The sequence below is a fragment of the Pontibacillus sp. ABV4_188 genome (assembly GCF_056311905.1).
In genome coordinates, this window is record NZ_CM149975.1 from 2,824,655 (window position 1) to 2,850,463 (window position 25,809).

Annotated in this window: 29 protein-coding genes and 1 other annotated feature; of the genes, 3 read left to right on the forward strand and 26 right to left on the reverse strand. The window is 41.6% G+C overall.

What is annotated here, in order from left to right:
* Nucleotides 1–137: 137 nt before the first annotated feature.
* From ACYX4O_RS14600 to ACYX4O_RS14610, 3 genes are all read right to left on the reverse strand, one after another.
* Nucleotides 138–461, reverse strand: a complete 324-nt coding sequence (locus ACYX4O_RS14600) for a LapA family protein (protein WP_476351755.1) — start codon at nucleotides 459–461, stop codon at nucleotides 138–140.
* A gap of 486 nt (nucleotides 462–947) precedes the next feature.
* Nucleotides 948–3,302, reverse strand: coding sequence for a protein translocase subunit SecD (gene secD, locus ACYX4O_RS14605; protein ID WP_476351756.1), 2,355 nt, complete (start codon nucleotides 3,300–3,302; stop codon nucleotides 948–950).
* 196 nt (nucleotides 3,303–3,498) lie between these two features.
* Entirely contained in the window at nucleotides 3,499–3,816 is a 318-nt protein-coding gene (locus ACYX4O_RS14610) for a post-transcriptional regulator (RefSeq protein WP_476351757.1), read from the reverse strand.
* 143 nt (nucleotides 3,817–3,959) lie between these two features.
* Between ACYX4O_RS14610 and spoVB the strand changes: the two genes are divergently transcribed.
* Nucleotides 3,960–5,510 (forward strand): stage V sporulation protein B, encoded by a 1,551-nt coding sequence (spoVB, locus tag ACYX4O_RS14615; protein ID WP_476351758.1) that lies wholly within the window; start codon nucleotides 3,960–3,962, stop codon nucleotides 5,508–5,510.
* A 157-nt stretch (nucleotides 5,511–5,667) separates the two neighbouring features.
* Here spoVB and ACYX4O_RS14620 read toward each other — a convergent pair whose 3' ends face one another.
* The 3 genes from ACYX4O_RS14620 to ACYX4O_RS14630 form a co-directional block, all read right to left on the reverse strand.
* Nucleotides 5,668–6,348: a class I SAM-dependent methyltransferase gene (locus ACYX4O_RS14620; protein WP_476351759.1), complete on the reverse strand. Its 681-nt coding sequence runs from the start codon at nucleotides 6,346–6,348 to the stop codon at nucleotides 5,668–5,670.
* A 64-nt stretch (nucleotides 6,349–6,412) separates the two neighbouring features.
* The gene (locus tag ACYX4O_RS14625; RefSeq protein ID WP_476351760.1) at nucleotides 6,413–7,081 is read right to left on the reverse strand and encodes a DUF421 domain-containing protein; all 669 of its coding nucleotides are present in this window, start codon (nucleotides 7,079–7,081) and stop codon (nucleotides 6,413–6,415) included.
* Between the two features lie 66 nt (nucleotides 7,082–7,147).
* Nucleotides 7,148–8,452 carry an ArsB/NhaD family transporter gene (locus ACYX4O_RS14630; protein ID WP_476351761.1) on the reverse strand — a complete coding sequence of 435 codons (1,305 nt, stop codon included), beginning with the start codon at nucleotides 8,450–8,452 and terminating at the stop codon, nucleotides 7,148–7,150.
* A 125-nt stretch (nucleotides 8,453–8,577) separates the two neighbouring features.
* Between ACYX4O_RS14630 and ACYX4O_RS14635 the strand changes: the two genes are divergently transcribed.
* Nucleotides 8,578–8,955 (forward strand): TIGR04086 family membrane protein, encoded by a 378-nt coding sequence (locus tag ACYX4O_RS14635; protein WP_476351762.1) that lies wholly within the window; start codon nucleotides 8,578–8,580, stop codon nucleotides 8,953–8,955.
* Between the two features lie 42 nt (nucleotides 8,956–8,997).
* Here ACYX4O_RS14635 and yajC read toward each other — a convergent pair whose 3' ends face one another.
* The 6 genes from yajC to ruvA are packed head-to-tail and all read right to left on the reverse strand — an operon-like array spanning nucleotide 8,998 to nucleotide 13,344.
* The gene (gene yajC / locus ACYX4O_RS14640; RefSeq protein WP_036785536.1) at nucleotides 8,998–9,267 is read right to left on the reverse strand and encodes a preprotein translocase subunit YajC; all 270 of its coding nucleotides are present in this window, start codon (nucleotides 9,265–9,267) and stop codon (nucleotides 8,998–9,000) included.
* A 35-nt stretch (nucleotides 9,268–9,302) separates the two neighbouring features.
* On the reverse strand, nucleotides 9,303–10,442 hold the full coding sequence (gene tgt / locus ACYX4O_RS14645; protein ID WP_345239875.1) for a tRNA guanosine(34) transglycosylase Tgt: 1,140 nt from the start codon (nucleotides 10,440–10,442) through the stop codon (nucleotides 9,303–9,305).
* A 21-nt stretch (nucleotides 10,443–10,463) separates the two neighbouring features.
* On the reverse strand, nucleotides 10,464–11,489 hold the full coding sequence (queA, locus tag ACYX4O_RS14650) for a tRNA preQ1(34) S-adenosylmethionine ribosyltransferase-isomerase QueA (protein WP_476351763.1): 1,026 nt from the start codon (nucleotides 11,487–11,489) through the stop codon (nucleotides 10,464–10,466).
* Nucleotides 11,490–11,510: 21 nt separating this feature from the next.
* Entirely contained in the window at nucleotides 11,511–11,711 is a 201-nt protein-coding gene (locus ACYX4O_RS14655; RefSeq protein ID WP_036785528.1) for a DUF2905 domain-containing protein, read from the reverse strand.
* Nucleotides 11,704–12,708: a Holliday junction branch migration DNA helicase RuvB gene (gene ruvB, locus ACYX4O_RS14660; protein WP_476351764.1), complete on the reverse strand. Its 1,005-nt coding sequence runs from the start codon at nucleotides 12,706–12,708 to the stop codon at nucleotides 11,704–11,706. The genes ACYX4O_RS14655 and ruvB overlap by 8 nt, the downstream gene beginning before the upstream one ends.
* A gap of 15 nt (nucleotides 12,709–12,723) precedes the next feature.
* Nucleotides 12,724–13,344 (reverse strand): Holliday junction branch migration protein RuvA, encoded by a 621-nt coding sequence (ruvA, locus tag ACYX4O_RS14665; RefSeq protein WP_476357150.1) that lies wholly within the window; start codon nucleotides 13,342–13,344, stop codon nucleotides 12,724–12,726.
* A 332-nt stretch (nucleotides 13,345–13,676) separates the two neighbouring features.
* On the opposite strand from ruvA, the gene ACYX4O_RS14670 reads away from it, so the two are divergent.
* Nucleotides 13,677–13,820 carry a hypothetical protein gene (locus tag ACYX4O_RS14670; RefSeq protein ID WP_476351765.1) on the forward strand — a complete coding sequence of 48 codons (144 nt, stop codon included), beginning with the start codon at nucleotides 13,677–13,679 and terminating at the stop codon, nucleotides 13,818–13,820.
* A 51-nt stretch (nucleotides 13,821–13,871) separates the two neighbouring features.
* Here the strand turns inward: ACYX4O_RS14670 and ACYX4O_RS14675 are convergent, their stop codons facing one another.
* From ACYX4O_RS14675 to ACYX4O_RS14740, 14 genes are all read right to left on the reverse strand, one after another.
* The gene (locus ACYX4O_RS14675) at nucleotides 13,872–14,402 is read right to left on the reverse strand and encodes a BofC C-terminal domain-containing protein (RefSeq protein ID WP_476351766.1); all 531 of its coding nucleotides are present in this window, start codon (nucleotides 14,400–14,402) and stop codon (nucleotides 13,872–13,874) included.
* A gap of 173 nt (nucleotides 14,403–14,575) precedes the next feature.
* Nucleotides 14,576–15,304 carry a YebC/PmpR family DNA-binding transcriptional regulator gene (locus ACYX4O_RS14680; protein WP_476351767.1) on the reverse strand — a complete coding sequence of 243 codons (729 nt, stop codon included), beginning with the start codon at nucleotides 15,302–15,304 and terminating at the stop codon, nucleotides 14,576–14,578.
* Between the two features lie 192 nt (nucleotides 15,305–15,496).
* On the reverse strand, nucleotides 15,497–16,132 hold the full coding sequence (locus ACYX4O_RS14685; protein ID WP_476351768.1) for a YhcN/YlaJ family sporulation lipoprotein: 636 nt from the start codon (nucleotides 16,130–16,132) through the stop codon (nucleotides 15,497–15,499).
* Nucleotides 16,133–16,210: 78 nt separating this feature from the next.
* Entirely contained in the window at nucleotides 16,211–16,951 is a 741-nt protein-coding gene (gene nadE, locus ACYX4O_RS14690) for an NAD(+) synthase (RefSeq protein ID WP_476351769.1), read from the reverse strand.
* 52 nt (nucleotides 16,952–17,003) lie between these two features.
* Complete coding sequence (locus ACYX4O_RS14695) at nucleotides 17,004–17,966, reverse strand: phosphotransferase (protein ID WP_476351770.1); 963 nt, start codon at nucleotides 17,964–17,966, stop codon at nucleotides 17,004–17,006.
* 2 nt (nucleotides 17,967–17,968) lie between these two features.
* The gene (gene safA / locus ACYX4O_RS14700; protein ID WP_476351771.1) at nucleotides 17,969–19,201 is read right to left on the reverse strand and encodes a SafA/ExsA family spore coat assembly protein; all 1,233 of its coding nucleotides are present in this window, start codon (nucleotides 19,199–19,201) and stop codon (nucleotides 17,969–17,971) included.
* 669 nt (nucleotides 19,202–19,870) lie between these two features.
* Nucleotides 19,871–20,743, reverse strand: a complete 873-nt coding sequence (gene pheA / locus ACYX4O_RS14705; RefSeq protein ID WP_476351772.1) for a prephenate dehydratase — start codon at nucleotides 20,741–20,743, stop codon at nucleotides 19,871–19,873.
* 17 nt (nucleotides 20,744–20,760) lie between these two features.
* Nucleotides 20,761–21,210 carry an ACT domain-containing protein gene (locus ACYX4O_RS14710; RefSeq protein ID WP_308422040.1) on the reverse strand — a complete coding sequence of 150 codons (450 nt, stop codon included), beginning with the start codon at nucleotides 21,208–21,210 and terminating at the stop codon, nucleotides 20,761–20,763.
* Between the two features lie 25 nt (nucleotides 21,211–21,235).
* Entirely contained in the window at nucleotides 21,236–22,516 is a 1,281-nt protein-coding gene (obgE, locus tag ACYX4O_RS14715) for a GTPase ObgE (protein WP_476351773.1), read from the reverse strand.
* Nucleotides 22,517–22,528: 12 nt separating this feature from the next.
* A complete protein-coding gene (locus tag ACYX4O_RS14720) occupies nucleotides 22,529–23,044 on the reverse strand; it encodes a Spo0B domain-containing protein (RefSeq protein WP_476351774.1) in 516 nt (171 codons plus the stop codon).
* A 230-nt stretch (nucleotides 23,045–23,274) separates the two neighbouring features.
* Complete coding sequence (gene rpmA, locus ACYX4O_RS14725) at nucleotides 23,275–23,565, reverse strand: 50S ribosomal protein L27 (protein ID WP_036784714.1); 291 nt, start codon at nucleotides 23,563–23,565, stop codon at nucleotides 23,275–23,277.
* A 14-nt stretch (nucleotides 23,566–23,579) separates the two neighbouring features.
* Nucleotides 23,580–23,912, reverse strand: a complete 333-nt coding sequence (locus tag ACYX4O_RS14730; RefSeq protein WP_476351775.1) for a ribosomal-processing cysteine protease Prp — start codon at nucleotides 23,910–23,912, stop codon at nucleotides 23,580–23,582.
* 9 nt (nucleotides 23,913–23,921) lie between these two features.
* Complete coding sequence (rplU, locus tag ACYX4O_RS14735; protein WP_036784710.1) at nucleotides 23,922–24,230, reverse strand: 50S ribosomal protein L21; 309 nt, start codon at nucleotides 24,228–24,230, stop codon at nucleotides 23,922–23,924.
* A gap of 12 nt (nucleotides 24,231–24,242) precedes the next feature.
* Nucleotides 24,243–24,318: a sequence feature (ribosomal protein L21 leader region), on the reverse strand.
* Nucleotides 24,319–24,353: 35 nt separating this feature from the next.
* On the reverse strand, nucleotides 24,354–25,808 hold the full coding sequence (locus ACYX4O_RS14740; protein WP_476351776.1) for an Rne/Rng family ribonuclease: 1,455 nt from the start codon (nucleotides 25,806–25,808) through the stop codon (nucleotides 24,354–24,356).
* Between the last annotated feature and the right edge of the window lies 1 nt (nucleotide 25,809).

Sequence of the window (25,809 nt, forward strand, 5' to 3'; positions counted from 1 at the left end):
CATTATACAAGAGCGAGGTAAGGGGAGCAAATGAATTTCAGGTGGATAAGGAAGATAAGAAAAGTGCAGGCGTGGTGCTTAGGAATAAAAGGAAAGGATGAAATCATATGATTTCATCCTTCAGTATAATAACTTAGCTATTTAGCACGCTCTTCTTCAATTGGCTGATCCTTATCCTCTTCTGCCTTACGTGCAGTTACACGTTCAGGATCCTCTCCTAATTGTCTCAGTTTTTCTTTTAAAGCACGATTATCCCGTTGTAGCTGATAATTACGAACGGTTCCAAAAATCCCTGCAATCAAACCGCCCATTAATACTGACCCCAATATAATAAGGATTAACGGAGCTTGGCCTGTCCCAAATAAGTAATTCACCTCTACCGCGTCAACATTAAACACAGCGAAAATAGCAACAATAAGAGCAAATACTAACGCTAAAATAAAATTCTTCTGACCCTTCAAAAAGCCCATCTCCTTTCTCTAAACCTTCAATTATTTTACTCTTCCTTTCTTCTTCTATTCCCAAGTGGAGCTGACTTGAAAACTTATCGTAGATATAAGCTGTTTCCGTTACCTTTGGCTAGGAGTAAGGAGGGCCTGGAAACCACTCGCTTTCCTGTGGGGAGCTGGTGAGCCTCCTCAGCCGGCACGCCGGCTTCCGGGGTCTCACCTAGGCTCTTATGCCCACGGGAGTCTCGCAGTTTCCAGGCCCTCCTTTCCTATAATAAGATGAATGGAAACGCGTCATGGTAGCGAGGTCGCTCAGCTCACAACCTCGGATACTTTTCTCGTGAGGGGTTAAAAAAAAGCGCTCTAAGAGAGAATCCTCAATCACTACTTCAAGGAACGGACCTTTTTTAGCATAGAGCCTCAATGTAGAATATACCAAAACACATAAATCCCCATAAAAGTAAAAAAAGAGCTCTCCGAATGGGAGAGCTCTTACACTTATACTTGTGGTCCGTTGTTTTGTTTCTTCTCTTTGTACTCAATTGGTTTACGCTTAAGCATACTTCCTCTCCATACTAACCACAGCTGAGCTGCGATGAATAGGGATGAGTACGTACCTGCGATAAGGCCGACTACTAGGCCAAAGGAGAAGTTGGTGATGGCTGTTGCTCCGAATAGTAGAAGCATTAAGGCAGCAAATACAACGGTTAGAACGGTGTTAAGACTACGAGCTAATGTTTCCATTAAACTCTTATTCACGACTTCTGCTAGTTCAGAGAATGTTTTCACTTTCTTCTTCAGCTTCAGATTCTCACGGATCCGGTCAAACGTAACGATTGTATCGTTTACGGAGTAACCCACGATGGTAAGAATAGCTGCAATAATCGTAATATCAAATTCGAGTTGAGTAATGCTGAATAGAGCTATGATAAAGAATGCATCATGTAATAAGGCTACAATAGCTGTTAATGCGAAATAAATTTCAAAGCGAATTGTAACATAAATGATAATCCCAATGGATGCGATTGCTACAGCATATACCGCATTTTTAACAAGTTCTTTACCAACAATATCAGATACAGTGCTGACACTAGGGCTACTTCCATATAAATCATTGAAGTGGCTCTTAATGTCTGCAATCTCAGATTCTGATAATACGCTCGCAAATCTTGCTACGCCTATATCATCATCTTCGCCGGATATAACAACTTTCTTAGGTGTATAACCCAGTCCTTCGAATTCCTCTTTTACATCTTCTTCACTAATAGGTTCATCCGCTAGGACTTGAACACGAGAACCACTTGTAAAGTCGATTCCTAGATTTAACCCCATCGCTCCTAATGCAATAGCACCAGAGAGAATAAGAGCAATCGATATACCAAAGAACTTCTTACGGTGTTTAACAAAGTCAAAAGAACGACCGAAGACTTTCGCTTCGACTTCTTCCCCTTTTTCAATGTCTTTCACCTGACTTGGTTTAATACCAAAGAATCCTGGCTTTTTGTTTAATGCACGGCTCTTCACAAGTAGACCAAGCATTAAGCGAGATCCATATACAGCCGTTAAGAAACTAACCAGTATACTGATAATTAACATGGTCGCAAACCCTTTTACAGAGCTCGTACCAAAGATAAATAGGACAATGGCAGCCAAAATTGTTGTGATATTCGCGTCAAGAATGGTTGCTAAGGAGCGACTATTCCCCGCTTTAAAGGCAGATAAAGTCGACTTCCCTGCTTTCATCTCCTCTTTGATGCGTTCGTAGGTGATGATATTGGCATCTACAGCCATACCTACACCAAGCACAAGCGCGGCGATACCCGGTAATGTCAGGACCCCGTTCATTAATTCAAAGACAAGTAGAATTAAGAAGATGTAGGTTGAAAGAGTAATGACGGCCACTACACCAGGAAGACGGTAGTAGAACAACATATATACAAAGATCAAAGCAACACCTATCGCACCAGCTAAGATCGTTTTATTTAATGCTTGTTCACCAAACTGTGCTCCTACTGACGTAGAGTAAAGCTCTTTCATATCAACTGGCAATGATCCAGCATTTAAAATATTGGCAAGTTCTTGAGCGCTATCTACCGTAAAGTCACCTGTAATCATGACTTCTTTCGTAAGTAATGGTTCGCTTACGCGCGGAGCTGATATATACCCTTGCTCTTCTGGATTATTAAAATCAGCTATGAAAGAATCTTCTTCCCCAAAATCCATCCAGATGACCATAGAATTCTCAGTGTAAGGTGTTGATGGATCATCACCTAACTGAGAAACTTTTTTAGTGACACTTTGGAACTCTTTGGCATCTTTTACTTTTAAGGTAACAATTGGAGCTTTCGATTCAGGATGAAATTCTTGTTGGGCACTGCCTTCCACAAGATTTGATCCGTTGAAGATTTCTCCTGTTTCTGTGTCTGGCTCATTATTGTCTTGTTCATCCATTTCTAGTGAGAGAGATTCATCATTGATGCGAATTTCATCATCATCAACGGTTCTAAATGATAGACGAGCCGAGGTGCCAATAAGCTCCCTCGCTTTGCTCTGGTCCTCAATTCCTGCAAGCTGAACCCTAATGCGGTCCTCACCCTCAATATCGACACTTGTTTCACTAATACCTAGTGAATCTACACGTCTATAAATCGTTTCAACAGTTGCCTCTAGAGCATCCCTGTCAATCTCTTGTTCTTCATCAATTGGTGTAACCTGGTACAAAATTTCAAATCCACCCTGCAGATCAAGGCCAAGGCGAATATCCTTTGTAATTCCTTGTATCGTTGTCCCTATCGTACCCGCAAAGATAAGCAGGAGTAGAAAAAACGCAACGATACGACCGCGTTTTACCATGAGTATGAGTGCCTCCTTCTAACTTCTCCAACAACCGTTTTATAAAATAGTATTACATCCTTACGCATAAAAGAGTGGTCTCAATTACTACCACCCTACAACTACGTGAGCCTTTTGTATGTATAGAAGACATATTTAACGTGACTTTACTGCCACACGCCAATAGTGTAATTATAGAAATCTTTGGGAAGCACTGTCAATACGACGCTTCATTTTCTTCTTTATTTGGATCATGGTTTCTTAACGCTTCTACCTGAGCAAGTAAATCATCACTTTGGTAAGCTTGTACGGTTAAGTAACTCATATATGTACCAACACTCAAGTGAAACACATCCTGTACTACCGTATGTAAACGTAACGTAGGGTTTCCCTTCCAAACTTTCTTCTCGAGGCATTTCCAAATATCTTCCTCATGCGCTCTACTATAACCAAGCAAATGAAACTCCTCTTTCTTGCTTTGTAATACAGGGTATATCGTTTTTTTCCACTGTACTACGGGTTTTCCTTCTTCCATATATAATACCCCTCTCGTTCAACTCTATAAAACACACATCAAATGTTTGAATCAATTACGAATGCTTGTCATGCTTGCCCACCTTTTCTGCATATATTCATTGTATACGAATTTCAATTCTTTGAGAAGGTAGGTCGTAATGAATGACCAAACAAACCTTTTTACAAGGTACTCTGATTTTAATTGCAGCAGGCATGATTACTCGCTTTCTAGGGTTTGTCAATCGAATCGTCGTAGCACGGATAATGGGAGAGGAAGGTGTAGGCCTTTATATGATGGCCATCCCAACCCTCATCTTAGTGATCACCCTCACCCAATTCGGATTACCTGTAGCTATCTCGAAACGGGTAGCAGAGGCTGAAGCTATAGGAGACTTGAAGAAAGTTAAAAAAATTCTAGTAATCTCACTCACCATCACAGGTGTATTGAGCATCATCTTTACAACAGGTATGATCCTTTTAGCTCCTTTGTTATCTCAAACCTTGTTAACAGATGAACGTACCCTATACCCCCTTCTTGCAATTAGTCCGATCGTCCCTATAGTCGCCATCTCCTCTGTGATACGAGGATATTTCCAAGGTCGCCAAAACATGAAACCACAAGCTTACTCACAGGTGATTGAACAGATTGTGCGTATTAGTTTTGTGGCGTTATTCACGAGTGCTCTCGCCCCATACGGAGTCGAATATGCAGCAGCAGGTGCAATGATTTCAGTCGTATTAGGAGAGTTTTGTTCATTGTTGTACATGCTTCATATGTTTAAACTGAAAAAGCGTGTGAAAGTTAGAAGAAAGTTCATGACTTATATTAAAAACGGTAAAGGGACATTCAATGAACTGATGTCAATTGCTCTTCCCACTACCGGAAGTCGTATGGTAGGGTCTATTTCTTTTTTCTTAGAACCAATTTTAGTTGCTCAAAGCCTAGCTATTGCAGGTATCCAAACCGCTATGGCTACGAAGCAGTACGGGGAACTAACGGGATATGCGCTTCCTCTTCTCATGCTTCCAACATTTATTACACAATCCCTTTCCGTTGCTCTTGTTCCAAATATCAGTGAAGCTGGAGCTAAAGGAGATCAAACGTTAATTCACTACCGCATTCATCAAGCCATTCGTTTATCCTTTGCGTCAGGGGCGATTGCGACCGTCATATTAACGATCTTTGCTACACCAATCTTAACGTTTATGTATGGCCACGGAAATGCTTCTAGATTCTTGCTTATAATGGCACCATTCTTCTTAATGCTCTACTTCCAGGCGCCATTACAAGCCGCTTTACAAGCTCTCGACTTAGCGAAAGCAGCCATGTGGAACAGCCTGATAGGAGCTGTTGTGAAGTTTGCTGTATTACTGTCGTTAGCCACTCAGCCTGAATTCGGTATTATGGGTGTAGCTCTTGCCATCGTAGTAGGTGTGATTCTCGTTACATTTTTACATCTAGCAACACTAATGAAAGCCATCCAATTCCGTATTCCACTTGTGGACATTGGAAAAATGATTTTATTGATGGGGTGCACATGGTTTGTTGGCTATAAATTGAACCAACTATTTACCGAAGCTACCATGGCTCCTATTCCTTTTCTACTCCTAATATCAGCCTTTACAGTTGTCTATATCGTATTGCTGTTCGCTTTCCGATTTATCACTAAAGAAGAATTGCAACAGTTGCCTTTTTTCCAAAAAAAGAAATAAACTAAAACAAAAATCAAGGATAAAATCAGAATCTGATTTTGTCCTTGATTTTTTATGGAGAAAGCTAAGTTGCTCTGTCCATATCATTATTTGACACCCTTTAAGTCAGTCCCTTTACCAAACTTCGTCACAAAAAAATTAATCCAACTTGTAGCCCCTATTGCTTCTCTACTACAAAAACCCACAAAAAGGTTAGTGCTTGCTGCATCGGTTTAGGCAATTCCTTTATTTCTTCTTCTCTTACACCTTCTTTAAAAACGCCGTATCCATCTAAGCTTCTCCATCCATTCTCACTTGCAAGCTGTTCAAATTCCCAAGGCATCATCGTATTACAAATAACATCTTCTCCATATAATCTTCTGTAACTATTTTGACGAGGTCCTGCAGTTGGGCCAAGGATCGCTATACACATACGGCCTCCAGGCTTTAAGACTCTTCTCAGTTCTTCTAAGGCCCCTTTAGGATCTTCTGTCCATTCAAGTGAGTTGATGGCCATCAACCCGTCGTATGTATCTTGAGCAAAGGGAAGTTGGGCTAAATCTCCTTGTGTAAACGTCAATCGCTCACCACTCATTTGTTTGGCATGCTCTATCATTTTAGGTGAAATATCAACTCCGCTTACATTGTACCCGGCTTCACTCAATAAGTATGCGCCATAACCATCTCCGCAACCAATATCGGCTACTGTACTCCCTCCTGACAAATACTTCTTCATAAACGGTATGATTCCAGCACGGGATCCGTCCCTCCACATAGATTGACTCTTTTCACTCCAAAACGTAACATTTTGGTCCCACTTTTTCGTGGCTGCTTTATGCCAATTAAACGATTCACTCATGGTTTCCCCTCCTTAAGTATTAAAAAAGAAGATGCCTTCTGTACCAAGACACCTCCTCTTTATGTTACTTCTTTTCATCATATTCGTCGATGTACCACTTGTTTTTATGATCTACGGTTAATAAAGAAATTTGTTCAGGGTGCTCATAACCTTTTTTTCGTATTTCTGTTAAAAGCCATTTCTCATCTTTTCCATTGCGCTTTAAGTTTTCCTCTTGTACCTTGCCGTCTGTAATAAATGGCATAAGAAATCCATTCATACCAGGGGACGGATTATCTTGTTTCTCTAAAATGGAAAGCTTGCCAGAAGGCTCTAGTATAGCGAAAGCTACTTCATCAACAGATGAATTGCCATTCTCTCTTAGTTGTTGAAGTAAATCATTAAAATTATACCTCTGTTTCCTCATTTCATTTTCATCAATTTTTCCGTTCTGAATAATAACAGAAGCTTTACCATCAACCTTTTCCCTAAACCATTGACTCTTTAAAGAGAACCACGCACTCATCCTCTGGATTAGCAAAAGAACAAGCATAGGGATGACCGCGTGGATAAATTCATCCTTAGGCTCTTCAATCGAAAAGACTCCGATCTCAGCAAGCATAATAAAGACCACTAAGTCAAGTATAGACAGCTCGCCAATCTCCCTTTTGCCCATAACGCGAAAGATCACTAATATTACAAAATAAGTGGCAAACGTTCTCCAAATAATAATCCATGTTTCCTCTAGATTCACACCAGGCTCACTTCTTTCTATTATCCCTTATGTTCCTAGTGTGAACCGATCTCACCCTTCCTATGCTTACATGCCTGCTTGCATAAATGGAACGAGATAACGAAACCAAATATAGACCGTACATACAACAAGGGAAAAGAGCACAACAGGCATTCCATATAGCATGAACTTTAAAAACCCAATTGGATGTCTAGCACTTGAAGCCAATCCTGCCACGACGACATTAGCAGATGCACCTATTAATGTTCCATTTCCTCCTAGACAAGCTCCAAGAGCAAGAGACCACCATAAAGGATCTAAATTCGTCATCCCATAGGACTGAAATTCTTTAATAACTGGAATCATAGCTGCTACAAACGGTATGTTATCAACAATCCCTGAGAAGAGACCTGATATCCATAAAATCATAAGAGCGGTTGATGGCAAGTCACCTTCTGTTAACCAAATCATCCCTCTCGCCAACTCATCAATCACACCAACTTGTTCAAGTCCACCAACAAGCATAAATAGCCCCATGAAGAAAAACAACGTCACCCATTCTACCTCTTCAAATACTTTTTCTGTATTCGATTCTTTTTCTGTAAGCAAAAGCAGCAGGATGGCCCCGCAAACAGCGACGGTGGTTAAATCTACATGGACAAATGCGTGCAACAAAAACCCAAGGATGGTCATTGACAGCACTGTAACAGACTGGTAAAGCATCGGAGTTTTCTTTAAATATAAAGAAGGATCTAATTCCATTAAAGTGCGGACATGGTCCCCTTCTTCCTTCACAAGGGATTTCCTAAATAAGAACACTAGCCCCACTAAAGTCGTAATGAAAATGATTATAACAACTGGACCAAGATGAACGAGGAATGACATGAATGTAAAATGCTCTACAGCTTGACCAATCATAATGTTTGGAGGATCGCCTATTAGAGTAGCTGTTCCTCCAATATTCGCACACAAGATGACCGTTAATAAATAAGGGAATACCGGTAAGCTTAACTTTGAAGTCAGCGTTAATAATATTGGAACAAATAAAAGGACTGTTGTTACATTGTCTAGTAAGGCCGAACCAATAGCTGTTAACACACCCGTCACAATAAGAAGCGGGATTGGAGCGCCTTTTACCCGCTGAGCTAAAAGAATAGCTATGTATTCAAATAAGCCTGTCTTCTTGGTAATTGAAACGAGTACCATCATAGAGAATAAAAGCGTAATCGTAGACCAATCAATAAAGCTTGTAAACGCCTCTTCCCATCCATATATGCCGCTTAACAGCATAAGAACCCCGCCTGATAAAGCTACCAGTGCACGATTTATCTTCTCAGACATAATAAACACATAGCTAACGACAAACACAGCAACCGCCAGGGTCGTTTCCATCAGAACCCCCCTTTTTCTTGTCCATTTTTACTACTATATTCACGTACCTTACGAAAATATTTTATTCTATTTTATTTTTTTATGAATAAAGTGGTAAAAAGATGGACGAACAGGGAGGAGAAAATATGGTTAAAGAAAGAATGATGGCGCTTGCCTACGGCTGGGCGACCATACTTATTGTTATGGTGTTGGGTAGCTTTACATTAGCCTTATTCCTTAAATTCTCGGACATGTCACAACCAACTTTACAATGGGCAACTCTTGTAATTGGATTAATTACACTATTTATCGGAGGATTTATTGCGGGAGCGAAAGGAAAAGAACAGGGGTGGTTACTGGGATTATTAATAGGGGCTGGGTTTTTTGTCTTTGTTCTCTTGTTTCAATTCCTGGGGTACCAACAAGGCATGTCAACGTCGCAACTCCTTTATCTAGCCGGTTACGTGGTTATGGCGCTTTTAGGTGGAATGATGGGAGTCAATGTAGGCGGGAAATCTAAATAAAAAACGCGCTTATCTCTAGTTAGAGATGAGCGCGTTTTTTCACTATGCCTTCTGATTCACAACTTCACGGATTGCTGAACGATCATATGTAAGTTTCGTTCCATCCTCTACCTGCAAAATAAGCGTGTTTTCATCTAGCGCATGAATGGTTGCGTGCATGCCGCCAATTGTAATGATATGATCTCCTTTTTGAAGATCAGACTGCATTTGTTTGACTTGCTTCTGACGCTTTTGCTGAGGTCGGATAAGCAAGAAGTAAAACAATACAAACATTAAGGCTAGCATAATTAATGAACCTGCAGAACCTGCCATGGATTTTTCCCTCCTTTCGTAATAAAGCTTCTTATTTAGAAGTTTTTAGCATCTGGTTTATTGAAACCATATTGTTCAAAGAACTCTTCACGGAAGTCACCAAGACGGTCTTCGCGAATCGCTTCTCGGACTTGCTTCATTAATTTTAACAGAAAATAAAGGTTATGATAAGTTGTAAGTCGGAAGCCAAACGTTTCATTACATTTAATTAGGTGACGGATATAGGCTCTGGAGTAATTGCGGCACGTATGGCAATCACATTCAGGGTCTATCGGACCGAAGTCACGGGCAAATTTGGCGTTACGTACCACTAAACGACCTTGTGAAGTCATACATGTTCCGTTACGAGCAATACGTGTAGGTAATACACAATCAAACATATCAATTCCACGCATTGCACCATCGATAAGAGAATCAGGTGAACCTACTCCCATCAAGTAACGCGGCTTATCAGTCGGAAGATATGGTGTTGTGAACTCTAGCACACGGTTCATTACGTCTTTTGGTTCTCCTACGGATAGACCGCCAACCGCGTAACCAGGAAAGTCCATAGAAACTAGATCGTTAATACTTTGACGACGAAGATCTTCGTACTCTCCACCTTGAACAATACCAAATAGGCCTTGGTCGTGTGGACGTTTGTGAGCCTCTAAACAACGCTCCGCCCATCTGCTTGTTCGCTCAACGGACTTCTTCATATATTCGTGGCTCGCTGGGTATGGAGGACATTCGTCAAATGCCATCATAATATCAGCACCAAGAGCGTTCTCAATATGCATGGCCTTCTCAGGTGATAAGAATAGCTTCTCACCGCTAATATGATTACGGAAATGAACCCCTTCTTCTTTGATGTCACGCAGCTTACTTAGACTAAAGACCTGAAAGCCTCCAGAGTCCGTTAAAATGGAGCCGTCCCAGTTCATGAATTTATGAAGACCTCCTGCTTCTTCTACGATATCTTCCCCTGGTCTGAGCCATAAGTGATACGTATTTGAAAGTATGATCTCCGCTCCCATTTGCTTCAGCTCTTCTGGTGCCATCGTTTTAACCGTAGCAAGCGTTCCTACCGGCATAAACATAGGTGTCTCAAAAGAACCATGGGGTGTATGAACTCGACCTAAACGAGCTCCTGTTTGTTTACATGTTTTTATGTGTTCGTACCTAATTGGCATCATTCATACCCTTTCTATCTCTCATTATAAAATTAGCATCGCATCGCCGAAACTAAAGAAACGATACTCTTCATCCACAGCTTCCTTGTATGCTCGCATAACAAATTCCTTACCAGCAAGCGCACTCACAAGCATAATTAACGTAGACTTTGGCAAATGGAAGTTTGTAATCAACCCATCAATCGCTTTAAAGTTGTATGGTGGGTATATGAAAATATCTGTCCAACCAGATGCTTCTTTAAAGGATCCATGATCTCTTGCAATCGTTTCTAGAGTTCTAGTAGAGGTCGTTCCAACTGGAATAACGCGACCACCACTCTCTTTAACGCGATTTAATTGATCTGCTGTTTCCTTGGACATCTGATAAAATTCAGCATGCATATCATGCTCCTCAACAGAATCCACACTTACAGGACGGAAGGTGCCAAGGCCAACGTGAAGTGTAATATAAGCAATTTCTACACCCTTATCCTGAATCTCTTGTAGAAGTTCTTTCGTGAAGTGAAGACCTGCAGTGGGTGCTGCTGCAGAACCTTCCTCTTTAGAGTACACGGTTTGATAACGCTCCCGATCAGATACTTGTTCCTTAATATAAGGAGGAAGCGGCATCTCACCTAGAGATTCTAGTACTTCAAGAAAGATTCCTTCATACGAAAATGTCAGGATACGGCCACCATGGTCTTGCAACTCTGTACATTCAGCCACAAGTTTCCCGTCTCCAAACGAAAGTTTCGTACCTAACTTAATCTTTTTAGCTGGTTTCACAAGAACTTCCCACTCGTCGCCTTGACGTTGATGAAGAAGCAATACTTCTACTTTTGCACCTGTGTCTTCTTTCACGCCATATAAGCGTGCCGGAAGCACTCTGGTATTGTTCAAGACTAAACAATCACCAGGGTTTAAGTATGAGGTAATGTTATAAAAGTGTTTATGATCTATAGTTTCCTTCTCACGGTCCATCACCAGTAACCGGGAAGACGTTCGATCCTCCAGTGGAGTTTGTGCAATCAACTCTTCTGGCAAATCAAAGTCGAAATCGTTTATGTTCATATGTCTCTCCCTATCTAGTTCTTATCGAAATTTCCCAATAATATATAGTACAACGCTTGCGACAACACTCACTATAATAGACGTCATGATCGGAAAATAAAAGGTTGTATTTCCTTTTTTAAAGAGAAAGTCTCCAGGAAGCTTCCCGAAAATACTCCAAATGAGGCCAATAACAATAAAGAGAACTCCTAATACGATAAACATCTTAGGAAATTCATTCACTCCCAGGCACCTCCCGGTTAAAGTGTTCATAGGCTAAATGTGTTACTAGTCTGCCCCTTGGCGTACGTTGAATAAACCCTTTTTGTAACAGAAATGGCTCGTATACATCCTCAATCGTTTGCGACTCTTCACCAATCGTAGCCGATATTGTATCAAGCCCAACTGGTCCGCCTCTGAAATGATCCATTATACCAAGTAGCAACTTATGGTCCACGTGATCAAGACCAGCCTGATCGACTTGAAGCATATTCAAAGCTTGGTCTGTGGTTTCACGAGATATTACGCCTTCTCCTTTTACTTGCGCAATATCACGTACCCGTTTCAGAAGACGGTTGGCGATACGCGGGGTTCCTCTTGAACGACGGGCGATTTCGACAGCCGCTTGATCATCAATTTCCACATCGAAAATTTCAGATGTTCTCTTCACAATTTCACAAAGATCTTCTGTAGTGTAATAATCCAAACGACTTAATACACCAAATCTGTCTCGAAGGGGAGCAGAAAGTAACCCCGCTCTTGTAGTAGCCCCTACGAGTGTGAATGGAGGCAGATCTAAGCGTATTGACCTCGCTTCTGAACCAGAACCGATGACAATATCGAGGCAAAAATCTTCCATAGCGGGATAGAGTACTTCCTCGACCGACCTTGGCAAGCGATGAATTTCGTCTATAAACAACACATCCCCTGCTTCAAGAGAAGACAGAATAGCAGCCAAATCACCGGCCCGTTCAATTGCAGGACCTGCCGTCGTCCTAAACTGACCACCCATCTCACTTGCTATAATCGAGGCTAATGTCGTCTTACCAAGACCCGGAGGGCCATAGAGAAGAACATGGTCTAAAGGTTCATCTCTCATTCTCGCAGCTTCTATAAAAATTCGTAGATTTTCTTTTGTCTTCCCTTGCCCAATGTATTGAGCAAGCGTTTGTGGTCGGAGACTTAATTCGACTGAGGCATCATCTGTCATGGCCTCCCCACTAACCATTCGATCATCCATGGTAACCCTCCTTGCTTACGCTTTCTGCATCATAAGGGCTAACCCTTTACGTACATATTCATCGACACTTGAACATTCTTCTTTTTGAAGCTTAGGTCGAATGGATTTAATTTCTTTATCCGAATAACCTAGCGCCTTCATGGCTTCGAGCGCTTCGTCTACGTAACTCGACTGCTCAGCGTGGGTTTGTACCCCTTCAAAGAATATACTAGTCTCATCCTGTTCCACAGGTAACCATTCGGTCAGTTTCCCTTTTAGATCGAGGATCATCTGTCTAGCAGTCTTCTTCCCAACACCAGGGAACCGTGTTAAAAATTTATCATCCTCACGCTCAATTGCCGAAACCACTTCACCAACAGACGTAGAACCAACAATAGCAAGAGCACCCTTAGGCCCAATACCAGATACATTTAATAACTTAGAGAAAATCCCCTTCTCCTCAGACGTCTTAAACCCGTACAACGTCTGCAGATCTTCCCTTACATAATGATACGTATAGATAAGCGTTTCCTTCCCCTTCATCGATTGAAAGGCAAAAGGATTCGCACATAAAATTTCATAACCAATGCCATTCGCTTCCAAAACAACATTCTCAGCCGACACAGCAGCCACGTTCCCTCTAACATAAGCTATCATCAAAATCGTTCTCCCTTACATCCGTAGTCACCTCTATATATTTTAACACATGAACACCAAAAGCGCAGGCCCCCGTTTTGCTCCGTCAGGCATAAGACGAATAACTACGGGAAGTGATCTTCCTTCCCGAAGTTATTTGACTTATGACCCCGAGGAGCAGGGGGCCGGAGCTAGACGAACCAAAAGCGCAGGCCCCCGTTTTGCTCCGTCAGGCATAAGACGAATGACTACGGGAAGTGGTTTCGCAGGAGCCTTACAGTTAGAGATGAACAGAGAATAACGACAAATAAAAAATTCAGAATTGCACATATTTTCATATTGACTGACTGGTCATGAAGATGTATGATCGACGTATATTATCAGGGAACGGGGTGTTAGCTATGAGTACGATCGATCGTATTGTGGAATATCTCAAAAACCTCGGAGTGAATGCTGAAAAAGTGTACCGACCACCAAAGAGTAAAACGCAATCGTAATACATATAAACGATAAAACCCCTCCCTCTAAGCTTAGAGGAAGGGGTTTTGTTATGGTGTTGGCGTAATAGAAAAGTACTCATACTTTTTCAGTAAACTTAAGTACTGATCTTTAGATTTGATTTTAATCCCTTTTTGTAACTCTTCACTCTGGAAACTTTCAAGCTTTCCAACATCAATCTGGAAAAAGGATTGAATGACCTCAGAACGTTCATCTGACCCATCAAATAAAATTAATTCATTGCCTTCATTTATGCCAAAGTACCCTGCTTTTTTCACAAATGGTGAAAGGTCATCAACTTTCTTTCTAAATGTAATGTGCCCTTCACGCTGATCTACAAGCTTCCAGCCCTCATAACGAGCCCAGAAGTCTTCCATCGACCATATCGTTTCTTTTTTCCGTTCTTCACCGACGTGTCCATCAATGTACTCGCGTTTCAACACAACTTCTAGTTCTAGAGGCTGCTCAACACCCACATTTGTTCCTTCTCCTTCTTTAGAAGAAGATTCTGAAGCCTTAATTGGCAAAGTATCCATAACACGTAACCCGCCTACTAACAAACAGATTACTACTATGATCATTACCAAACGAATTCCTCGCAAACCATCCACCTCCATCATTCTTTACCCCTTTAAAGCACAACACGGTGTCTGGCACCCTTTCACTTACTAAAGGATGTAGGTTGTGTTTTAGGAATAAAAAAACTTCTAATTTTAGGGTTCCCAAAATTAGAAGTTTTATCCTCAAGGTATGGTTATGCTTGTCGGAAATTATGGTAGACTTCTTGCACGTCTTCTAGGTCTTCAAGCATATCAATTAGCTTTTCCATTTGCTCAGCAGTTTCTCCCTCAAGCTCGGAGTATGTCTGTGGGAAGAATGTTACTTCTTCAGTATCAAGAGAAATGTCTTGCCCTTTCAGAGCAGTACGAACATCTTGGAACGTTTCAGGATCTGTATAGATCTCAAAAGCCCCTTCTGTTGTTTCCATTTCCTCTGCACCAGCCTCAATCGCTTCAAGCATTAACTCATCTTCATCAACGTCTACTTCAGAACGATCGATGACAATATATCCTTTACGATCGAACATGAAGGAAACACATCCATTTTCTCCGAGGTTTCCACCATTCTTATTAAAAGCGTGACGAACTTCAGAGGCTGTACGGTTACGGTTATCGGTAAGCACCTCTACCATAACAGCTGCTCCGCCTGGTCCGTACCCTTCATAGGTGAACTCTTCATAATTTGCACCATCTAAACCACCCGTTGCTTTATTAATCGCACGATCGATGTTTTCGTTTGGCACATTATTTGCTTTTGCTTTATCAATCATTAAACGAAGTTGAGGGTTTGTTTCAGGATCCCCTCCCCCTTCTTTCGCTGCTACATATATATCTTTTGCCATTTTCATGAATAGCTTTCCACGTTTTTTGTCTTGAGCACCTTTACGATGCTTAATATTGGCCCATTTCGAATGACCTGCCATGGGACATTCTCCTCTCTTCATCTTTCCATAAAAATATTAAATCCATGTTTACTATAACACAAAGAAAATATTTGAAAAAGCCTGCCAATTCAAGGCTAAGCGCTTCATTGACATATATGTAAATCGCGTTGCAGAAGACCTACACATCATGAAAATCCATAAAAAAAAGAGCGCTTCTAAAGCACTCTTTAGTTATTTATAATTTTTGTCTCTAAATTGATCAATTCCTTCTGGCATCTGTTCATCTTGATTGATTCGGCTCTTAAGATCTTTCATCCGATCCCAATAGCGTTCATCCGTATACACGACGATCTCTTTCCCTTTTGTTTCAGGCATTTCTTTTAAGCTTGCTCGTACCTTTTCAGCCACATCCACTCTTGTATAGGTCGCACGATCTGGCTCTTCTACTGCTACTAAAACAGCATCATTTGTCACAACAACTTGTGCCGTCTTAACATACCGAGACTGACTCAACCGCTTTCCAATTTCTCTAGATTGCTTGTCGTACTCTTTATTATTATAAGAGTTCGCATCCTTATCAGAAATTGGAGTTGTTGGATATTCCTTTTGAGCTTCACCATTCTTAGGGCGTGATCGCTCTAATTCATATTGATAATACTCTGTATCAATATTCGTCTGAAACTTCGGCTGATTTTTGCCGACATCTTGATTATTATCGTCTTTAGCATTCTTCTCTGCCTGACCTTCTAGTTCGGAGTTCAAGGACTCTGGTTCAAGTTCAGTTTGAATGGATTCTTCGTCAGCGCCACCGCATCCTGCAAGTAATCCAAGAGAGAGAATAGCGCACATCATGAGTTCTTTTTTCATGAATAAAACCTCCCTTACATCCTTAGGATGGCTTAGGGAGGTTTTCATTAACCGAGTTACATTTAGGTAATTTGTATTTTAAAATTTAGGCGGGGCAGCAGCTAACTCACGCTTATGAGCACTCTTTTTGTGCATATCTTCAATAATTTTTCGGTCTTCTTCAGGGATTTCTTCACCCTTAAGATGTTTGTCGATCATTTCATATGATGTGCCCATTTCGTTTTCATCTGTCTGGCCTTCCCACAAACCTGCACTTGGTTTCTTCTCAATGATTTCTTCTGGGACTCCTAGTTCACGAGCTAAATCACGCACTTCACCTTTCGTTAGATGAACAAGAGGGACTAAGTCAACGCCTCCATCACCATACTTAGTGAAGTAACCAGTATACCATTCTGCCGCATTATCTGTTCCAACTACAAGATATTTGTAATTTGTACCAACAGAGTATAGCGTACTCATACGTAGTCGCGCACGTAGGTTTGCATCGGCTAATCTTTCTTGACTCTCATTATAGTCACCTGCAGATTTAAGTTGGTCCTGAATGTTTGAGAACATCACTTCATGTGTTTGTGTTAAATCCACTGTTAATGACTTAATTCCACAGCTGTCAATAACCTTTTGCGCAGCCTCTTGGTCATTTGGGTTACTCTTACATGGCAAGATTACACCTAGCGAATTATCCGGGAAAGCACGCTTAATCAAATGCGCTACTACAGCGGAATCAATCCCCCCACTTACTCCTACAAGAAGTCCTTCTAATCCTGCATCATTCGCCTGATCCTGCAACCATTTCACAAGCTTATCAATTTTTTCTTGCATAAGTACGCTCTTCCTTTCAGTTTCCATAAGTTATGTTAGGTTAGTTCTCATATCATGTTAGCATAATTTTGTTTTGTTCTACAAATGTTAGTTGCTTGTGCCATCTACCATTAAGCACTTCAAGGTAGTAGAGGATCTCGCTAGATGATGGATGACTAGCAAGAAACGTATTCCATTCCCTCACTAAAGATGCAGGGATTGCTAATCCTAGCCGAAAGAAAGGCAATTCCTCTTTGGTTAATATACGTTCTATACAAGCGATCTCTTCCTGATCTACTAGAAATGGAAAAAAACGCTGAGCCATTTGAATCCAATCATAAACTCTAGGTGATTGTGATGCCAAATCAAAATCAATGAGATATACCTTATTATGTTCTCCCTTCAAAAAATTATGAGCCGCTACATCCCCATGACTCCAAGAGAGTTCAGTTACCCCACGGTTCTCAAGAACATGCCAATCTAACTTTATAAATTGATTGAATGCTTTTTCAGATGTTCGGCAAAGGGAATCAAAAAGGTCACCATACCCATACCTTCTAAATACGTCATAATAGTTCTCAAACAGGCGAAACCGTTTCCTCCAATGCATATATAATGGCTGTTTCACAATCACTGAGTTCACTTTAACTCCCTTAGCCTGTTGTTGGAACCTATTCAACACGTCAACAGCAGCTATCCTATCCCATTTACGCTTATAGGTTAAGGCTTCACCACCATGCATGTAAGGAGCTAATGTCCAGGTTGATCCATGTTCATCCCTTACATATAAATTCCCCGAGGGAAACGGATAAAATGGAATCACAGGACAGTTTTCAGGAAGACCTTTAAACAATTCCCATTGTTGCCTGACAGAATGAATAGAGTTATTTCGCTTTAAGATAAATGTACCTGATGCCACGGACACGAGCAGGACATGAGGCTTAATGATCTTGATATTACGAATAGATAACCCGGCCTTCTCTTCAAAAAAAGAGAAGGGAAAGTCGCTTCCGACTCCCCCTTTTAATTTCTTCATATTTAATAATCCTCGTCGTCATCATCAAATCTAGGCATATCTAATCCACTAAATTGAGAACTTCCGGGCCCCATTTGAGGGAAATCATACCCTTCCTGCTCTCCACCTTGCTGTGGCATTCCGTAGCCTTGCTGTGGCATTCCATAGCCTTGCTGTGGCATTCCGTAGCCTTGCTGTGGCATTCCATAGCCTTGCTGTGGCATTCCATAGCCTTGCTGCGGCATTCCATAGCCTTGCTGCGGCATTCCGTAGCCTTGTTGTGGCATTCCGTAGCCTTGTTGTGGCATTCCATAGCCTTGCTGGTATCCATCATCGCATCCGCAATCATCACTCATGCCTGCTACTTGACCAGGCATTTGACCCGGCATTGGCGGCATATCCATACTAGATGATTCAGAAGATTCATCATACGCTCCTTGAACCATACCTTGCTGCATTGGCATCATTTGCCCATCATCATAGCAATTTACATCACTACTCCCCATGTATTGAGGATGCGGATAGCAAGGCATACACGGATGAGGAGGGCATGGTACACAAGGATGATGCATCATCGGATAATAGTACATGGGTTGTTGCATTTGAGGCATTTGTTGCTGCATCTGAGGCATCTCTTGAGTCATTTGCGGCATTTGTTGCATTTGCGGCATCAGTTGCGGCTTTTGCTCCCCTTGCTCAACCCCTTTTACCTCTTGAGGCTTCTCTTCAGATTTGCCTTTAGGCTTGGCTTCAGCTTTCGCTTTAGGTTTTGGTTCGGTTTTCGCTTTAGGTTTAACTTCAGGTTTAGGTTCCTTGTATGGAGGCATTTTAGGAATATTTACCGTCGTATAGTAATTCTGCATTTGCTGCTCCATAGTAGGAAATTGCATCTGGATAGGAGGCATTTGAGGTTGCTGCTGAACAGGCATCATCGGCTTTTCTTGCGTCGCCGGTTTTACAGCTTCCTTCTTTGGCATTTCTTTTTTCGGCATTTCCTTTGGCTGTTCTTTTTTCTCTTCCTTTATCATAGGCAACGGCTTTGGTGAGGTATCCTTATACGGATGTTCAGCCGGGTATTTTTTCATCTCTTTTTTTACCGGCTTTGAATCCGTTGGCACTTTAATCTTCATGCCAGGCATAATCATATCTGGATTGCTGAGCTGCGTATTCATCGCTTTCAGCTCTTCAAAGTTCACCCCATATTTTTGGGCAATCTTCCACAATGTGTCCCCTTTTTGAACAACATGTATTTTCACCGCAGTTACTCCCTTCTTTCTGTTATAGGCATTTCCATAAGAAAATAAATAACAGATGAACTCCATACAACATATGCATGAACACCCAAAAGATTGATGGATTTGCCTAACTTTTTTCTCGATCCCTGCTCCCTCTTATCATCTTGGACACCCGAAAAGTTACTCCGAATGTGTGAATTAGCCTTAGAGGACATTAATTTTGTGACCTGTATAGGACAGGACTTCTAAAGCTTGAATATATTTTTTAATGGCTGTTAAAGTTTAACGTTGTTATTCCTTATAACAAGATTGTTCAAGAATAGGGCAGGTTTGTTGAAGACTCGAAGCTGAGACACTGCGTCGTGTATGTGGCCGTTACGCTTATAAGTGCTAGGGCAGGCTCGGGGACAACTCGCTTTCCTGCGGGAGAATGAGCTAGACGAGATCCCACAGAGAGCGAAGCGAACGAGGAAGCTCGACAGCTCACCCGCGGAAAGCGAGTGATTTCCAGGCCCGCCTTACGCTCCATAAAAGTTGACGGGAGCGTTTCTCTATTCATAGCAAGACGGGGTCAACTTAAATTCAAGTCTTCCGCATAAGGGGCTTATATGGAACAAAATCAACACTAAACATTAACAGAGCCTTCTAAATAAAAAAGCCTCTTCCCAGGTTAGGAAAGAGGCCTTCTCGTTACATTTTATGAACGGCATTAGACTGGATTTCAAAGCAAGGGTAAGTGCCTAGAATTTTGGTTTCGCACCCTAATGCTTGTAGTTCTTGCTGCAAAGCGGGAAACAATACGGAATCATAGGACCTGTTCACATCAATAATGAAGAAATAGTTCCCTAACCCCGTTTTCATAGGACGTGATTCAATCCTTGAAAGGTTCATTTTTCGCCAAGCAAAAGCGGATAGAACTTGATGAAGCGCACCTGCTCGGTCACTTGGCAACGTGACCATTAGTGTTGTTTTTTGTTGTTTCACTTCATGATCCTTCATCTCAACGGGAGCTTGCTCTTTTTGAACAACCACAAAGCGAGTATGGTTATTATCATAATCATGAACATTTTCTCTTAACACGTTTAAACCGTACTCTTGTGCTGCAAGAGCATTCCCTATAGCAGCGTGCTGACCTTTAAGGTCTTTCACCTTAGCGGCCGCTTCTCCTGTTGAAGCACTATAGTGCACTTCAACCTCAGGCATTTCTTTATGAATAAATTGGTGACACTGGGCAATCGCATGGCTATGTGAATACACGTGCTCTACACGCTCCACATCCCCCTCAAACTCAGGATGAACAAGGATATGTTGCGTAATGGGCACAACCACCTCTGCAATAATAGGCAGTTCCACTTGATGAATTAAATAATCAATCGTCATGGACACTGTCCCCTCAATTGCATTTTCAACCGGAACCACTGCTAGCTCAACTTCTTGCGTATCTACCGCATCTAAACACTCTGGAATTGTCCGGAAGCTAACCGTCTGATCCGCTTCAAAAAGTGCCTCAACCGCTATATTCGTAAATGTTCCCTTCGGACCTAGATATCCTACTTTCACCACTATGAATCCCCCCTCAGCTATGCTCCGCTACTTACAACCTCTACTCGGTCTATAAAGTCTAAGCGTTTGAAATCTTGTAATAATTGCTCAATTGATTGACTCATACCAGATGTATTCAATGAAAGCGTTACGTTCGCTTTCCCTTGTAACGGAATTGTTTGGTGAATCGTTAAAATATTACAACCCGATTCGGCAACTGCCGCAAGTAATTGAGAAAGCGTACCAGAACGATCTTCCAAATGAAAGAAAAGCGTAATCATTTTCTCTTTCACCATTGCTTGGAACGGGAATACGGCATCCCTATATTTATAAAAGGCACTTCGGCTTAAGTCTACTTTTTGCACGGCATCATGCACCGAATCAACTTTCCCTCTTTCAAGCAATGCTTTCGCATCTAATGTTTTTTGCATGGACTCTGGTAATACGTCACTACGGACTAAAAAAAATTGTTCATTGTTTATACCCATGATCTAAGTTCCCCTTTTGAATAGTCTATTCGACAAATTCAAATTCAAAATCAAGTAAGCGAATCGTATCGCCATCTTTCGCACCACGTTTACGCAGGGCATCGTCTACGCCCATTGTACGCAGCTGACGAGAGAAACGACTGACGGATTCGTCCCTGTCGAAGTTAGTCATCTTGAATAATTTCTCAATCTTCGGCCCTTTCAATACAAAGGCACCATCAGATTCACGCGTAATTTCAAATGGAGTCTCTTCTTTTTCGAAGCGGTATACGACGCGTTCTTCAACTTCCTCAACAGGTGTATCATCTTTTGGAATCGTTTCAAGAATATCAGCAATCGCAAACAACGCTTCCTTTAAACCTCCACGTGTGATCGAAGAAACTGGGTAAATCGGAATATCTTGTTCAAGTTGTGATTTAAATTCTTCAAGCTTTTCCTCTGATTCTGGCATATCCATTTTACTCGCCAAGATGATTTGAGGACGCTCTAATATGGTCTCGTCATATTGCTTTAATTCTTCATTAATCGTAACAAAATCCTCATATGGATCGCGCCCTTCCATACTCGCCATGTCCACAACGTGTACAATGACACGCGTTCGATCAACGTGACGCAAGAACTGGTGACCAAGACCCACACCCTCATGAGCTCCTTCAATTAACCCAGGAAGGTCAGCCATAACGAAACTACGCTGATCTTCAGTCTCAACTACTCCTAAATTCGGAGTAATGGTTGTAAAGTGATACTCAGCGATTTTAGGCTTAGCCGCACTAACAACAGATAGTAATGTCGATTTCCCTACACTCGGAAATCCTACAAGTCCTACGTCAGCCATTAGTTTTAATTCTAATGAAACATTACGTTCTACACCCGGTTCACCGTTCTCAGAAATCTCAGGTGCTGGGTTGCGAGGCGTTGCAAACTTGATGTTTCCACGACCACCTCGACCACCCTTGGCGACAATGGCTTGTTGTTTGTGTTCAATTAAATCAGCAAGCACATCTCCAGTATCAGCGTCTCTTACTGTTGTTCCTGGTGGGACCGGCACAATTAGAGGATCGGAATTCTTCCCGTGCGCCCCTCTACTTTTACCATGTTCACCACGTTTTGCTTTAAAATGACGATTGTAACGGAAGTCCATAAGTGTATTTAAGCCTTCATCGACCTCAAAGATTACGTCGCCTCCGTTACCACCGTCACCGCCAGCAGGACCACCCATTGGAACATACTTTTCTCGGCGGAAGGATACACTTCCGTCTCCTCCGTCACCGGCTTTTATATAAACACTAACCGAATCGACAAACATTTCTTTCACCTCTTATTTTAATAACAAAGAGATTAACATCTGCCTGTCTGTTATCTCTATGTCTTTTACAAATTGTATTTGTTGGACCTCTGACTCAAGGCGTTCCACCGCATTTAAATCACCGCTCACATCCAGCGTAATTTTAGGCGATTCACCTTTTATGACAGACATCTCAATATCGTATAGATTCATTTCATTCACATGTTGCTTCAGATGCGACATGAATTGGTTTAATGAGTGAACTAAGGACTGATCAAAAGCAGACAAGTCTAGCGAAGAATCTACATGATAGGTCATATGAAATTGATTATAATGCTCATGGAACTGCACGACCCAAAGGGAAAACCTTGGCGCCTTTAGACTCATTAGTTTTGATTCTTCTCTTGAAGCCTCAATAATATGCTGAAGTTTCTCTTTTACTAATTCCATCTTGTCCATCGTGGCATAACCATACACAAGCTGTAACTGGTTCATCCAATCATGCCGATAGTGCCTCAAGAGATTCTCAACCTCATCAACTTTCATCATATCCCGCCCCTTTTATCATAATAGTAAAAGTATAGCAGACTTAGGGTCATTGGGAAAAGATTGTTGAAAAGAAGCGAATTCAGTTCAGAGGGTTCTTACGAGAGGTAGTTTCTTTTACGATTTCATATGACAAAAGATGCTCCGTATTTCGTGCACCAACTCACTTCACCTAACCACGTCTATCCTATTAAAAAAACTCTAACCCGAAGGCTAGAGTTTTTCTAAAAAGCTTACGCTTCTTGAGCTACAGGGTATACGCTAACTTTTTTGCGGTTACGACCGTAGCGTTCAAATTTAACAACACCATCTACTTTAGAGAATAGTGTGTCGTCACCACCGATGCCTACGTTAGCACCTGGGTAAACTTTTGTTCCACGTTGACGGTAAAGAATAGAACCAGCTGTCGCAAACTGACCGTCGGCACGCTTCGCTCCAAGACGCTTAGACTCAGAGTCACGACCGTTCTTTGTACTACCTACACCCTTCTTTTGGGCGAAGAATTGTAAATTCAGACGTAGCATTGGGCTGCACCTCCTTATGGTTCGACTATTGTAATATATTGACCATAATCACGTTCAATGGTTTCGAGTGATATCATCATGCCTTCTAACAAGACTTGCGCTTTCTCAAACACATTAAGAGAAAGGGAATCTGGGAGTTCAACTCTCAAATAACCACCTTCACCTTCTTGCTCGATGACAGGTTCAAACTCACAAAGTTCAATCACAGCATTTACTGCACCGAAAGATACAGCTGAAACAGCAGCACAAACGAGATCATGCCCATAAGGACCACTCTCAGCATGTCCACTTAATTCAAAATCTATGATGTGGCTTTGCTCATTTCGTGTTACAAGCACCTGAATCATAAGGCACCCTTACGCGTTGATTTTCTCAACAGTAAGTTTCGTGTAAGGTTGACGATGACCTTGTTTACGCTTGTAGTTCTTTTTAGGCTTGTATTTGAATACAGTTACTTTACGGCCACGATCTTGTTTGTCGACTTTAGCCGTAACAGAAGCACCGTCTACGTAAGGAGCTCCGACTTTCGTGTCTTCGCCACCTACTACAAGTACCTTGTCGAACGTTACGTTTTCACCATTAGCAGCTTCAACTTTTTCAACGTAGATTGTTTGACCTTCTTCTACTTTGACTTGTTTGCCACCAGTTTCAATAATTGCGTACATACTTGCACCTCCTCTTGCACTCAGACTCGCCATGCAGGTGCTCGAAATTTCGAGCTTAAAAACCTGTTTTGAGCGGTTGTAGCACTTGGTGCTACGAGACATAACATATAGATGTTACCACCTCTAAAACAACCTGTCAAGAGACCCGTCGATATAAAAAGGTCGCTCTTGCAGGTTTTTCTCATCTCCTACATAACGGATGCGATAGGAACTATCGCTTTTACTATTATTAAGGACATAGACTTCTTTGTAAAGGAAAGATTTTATTTTTTCAATGTTGATTTTCTCCTTAAATAAGGATAGAAGTTCTGGATCGACTTCAAGTACGATAATAACTTTATCACTTCTCCGATAAGAAAGGAGTTCCCTCTCTAACTGATAAGCTCTTGTCTCAAGGGTTAAGTCATAATCCGCCCTTTTTTCAGCTATCCTGTAAGGTAGAGAAGACGATGTACGCTTTCTCGTCATTTCAACTAGTCCAAGCTTCGTAAATCCTATAACTTCAGAGCGTACTGGATCTTGTTTTAGTTCTTTTTTCAATGCCCCAATAACTTTTTGCTGGTCTTTCGGATTTTTCATCGTTATAAAATCGATTAAAATCATACCAGATAAATTCCTAAGCCTGATTTGTTTAGCTACTTCTTTGGCAGCTGCGACATTGGTTTGCAGTACAGATTGGGACTTTGAGGCTTTCCCCACTTTTTTGGCTGAATTTACATCAATCACCACCATGGCTTCAGTCTGATCCAGCACGATCTCCGCCCCGCCTTCAAGCGGCACCTTCCGCTCAATAATCCTCTCGATCACTTGGTCCATTGTAAAAGGTGTTTGGTAAGTGGAATCTTTCCACTCACACTTAGAGGCAAGATGAGGGTAACGATGATCAATGTGGCGTTTCACCCATTGTTCGTCCACTATAATCGATTGAACTTCTTTATCTCCGTATCGCCTTACGATTTGATCAGGTATAACAGGGTCCTCAAAGGCTAAGATAGGTGGTTTTCGATTTTTATAAGCTGCTTCAATCTCTTCCCATTCTTGCTTTAAACGACTGCAGGATTCCACCAAGCTCGAATTGGACACATTCTTAGCAGAAGTCCGAAATAACACCCCTTCTTTTCCCTCGCTCCACCTTGTAGCTAACTCCATTAACTCATTACGCCTATCCTCTTCAATCTTCTTCGACACAGCGTGGTAATGACCAAATGGGAGGTAAACGATGTCCTGTCCTGGCAGCGTAACGTTCGCCGTTAACTGAGCCCCTTTATCTTCAATAGCATCCTTTGTAACCTGCACCCATAACGCCTGACCTTCGTGAATAAGCTGTTCGATTCGTTTTTGAGGATTCTGCCTCGATTCAGGAATTTCTGAGCATTTTAAAAAGCCAAGCTTACTGGGGCCAAAATGCACAAAGGCCGCTTGTAAACTTGGCTCTATATTAACGACTCTTCCCATATATATATTTCCAACGAGATCTTCATCCTCTTGTCTTGAAACGGATACCAGGTCGATCTCCCCGTCATCCATCACAATGGCCCACTTTTCTGTTGGCAGCGTTTGAATATAAATGTCTTTCATC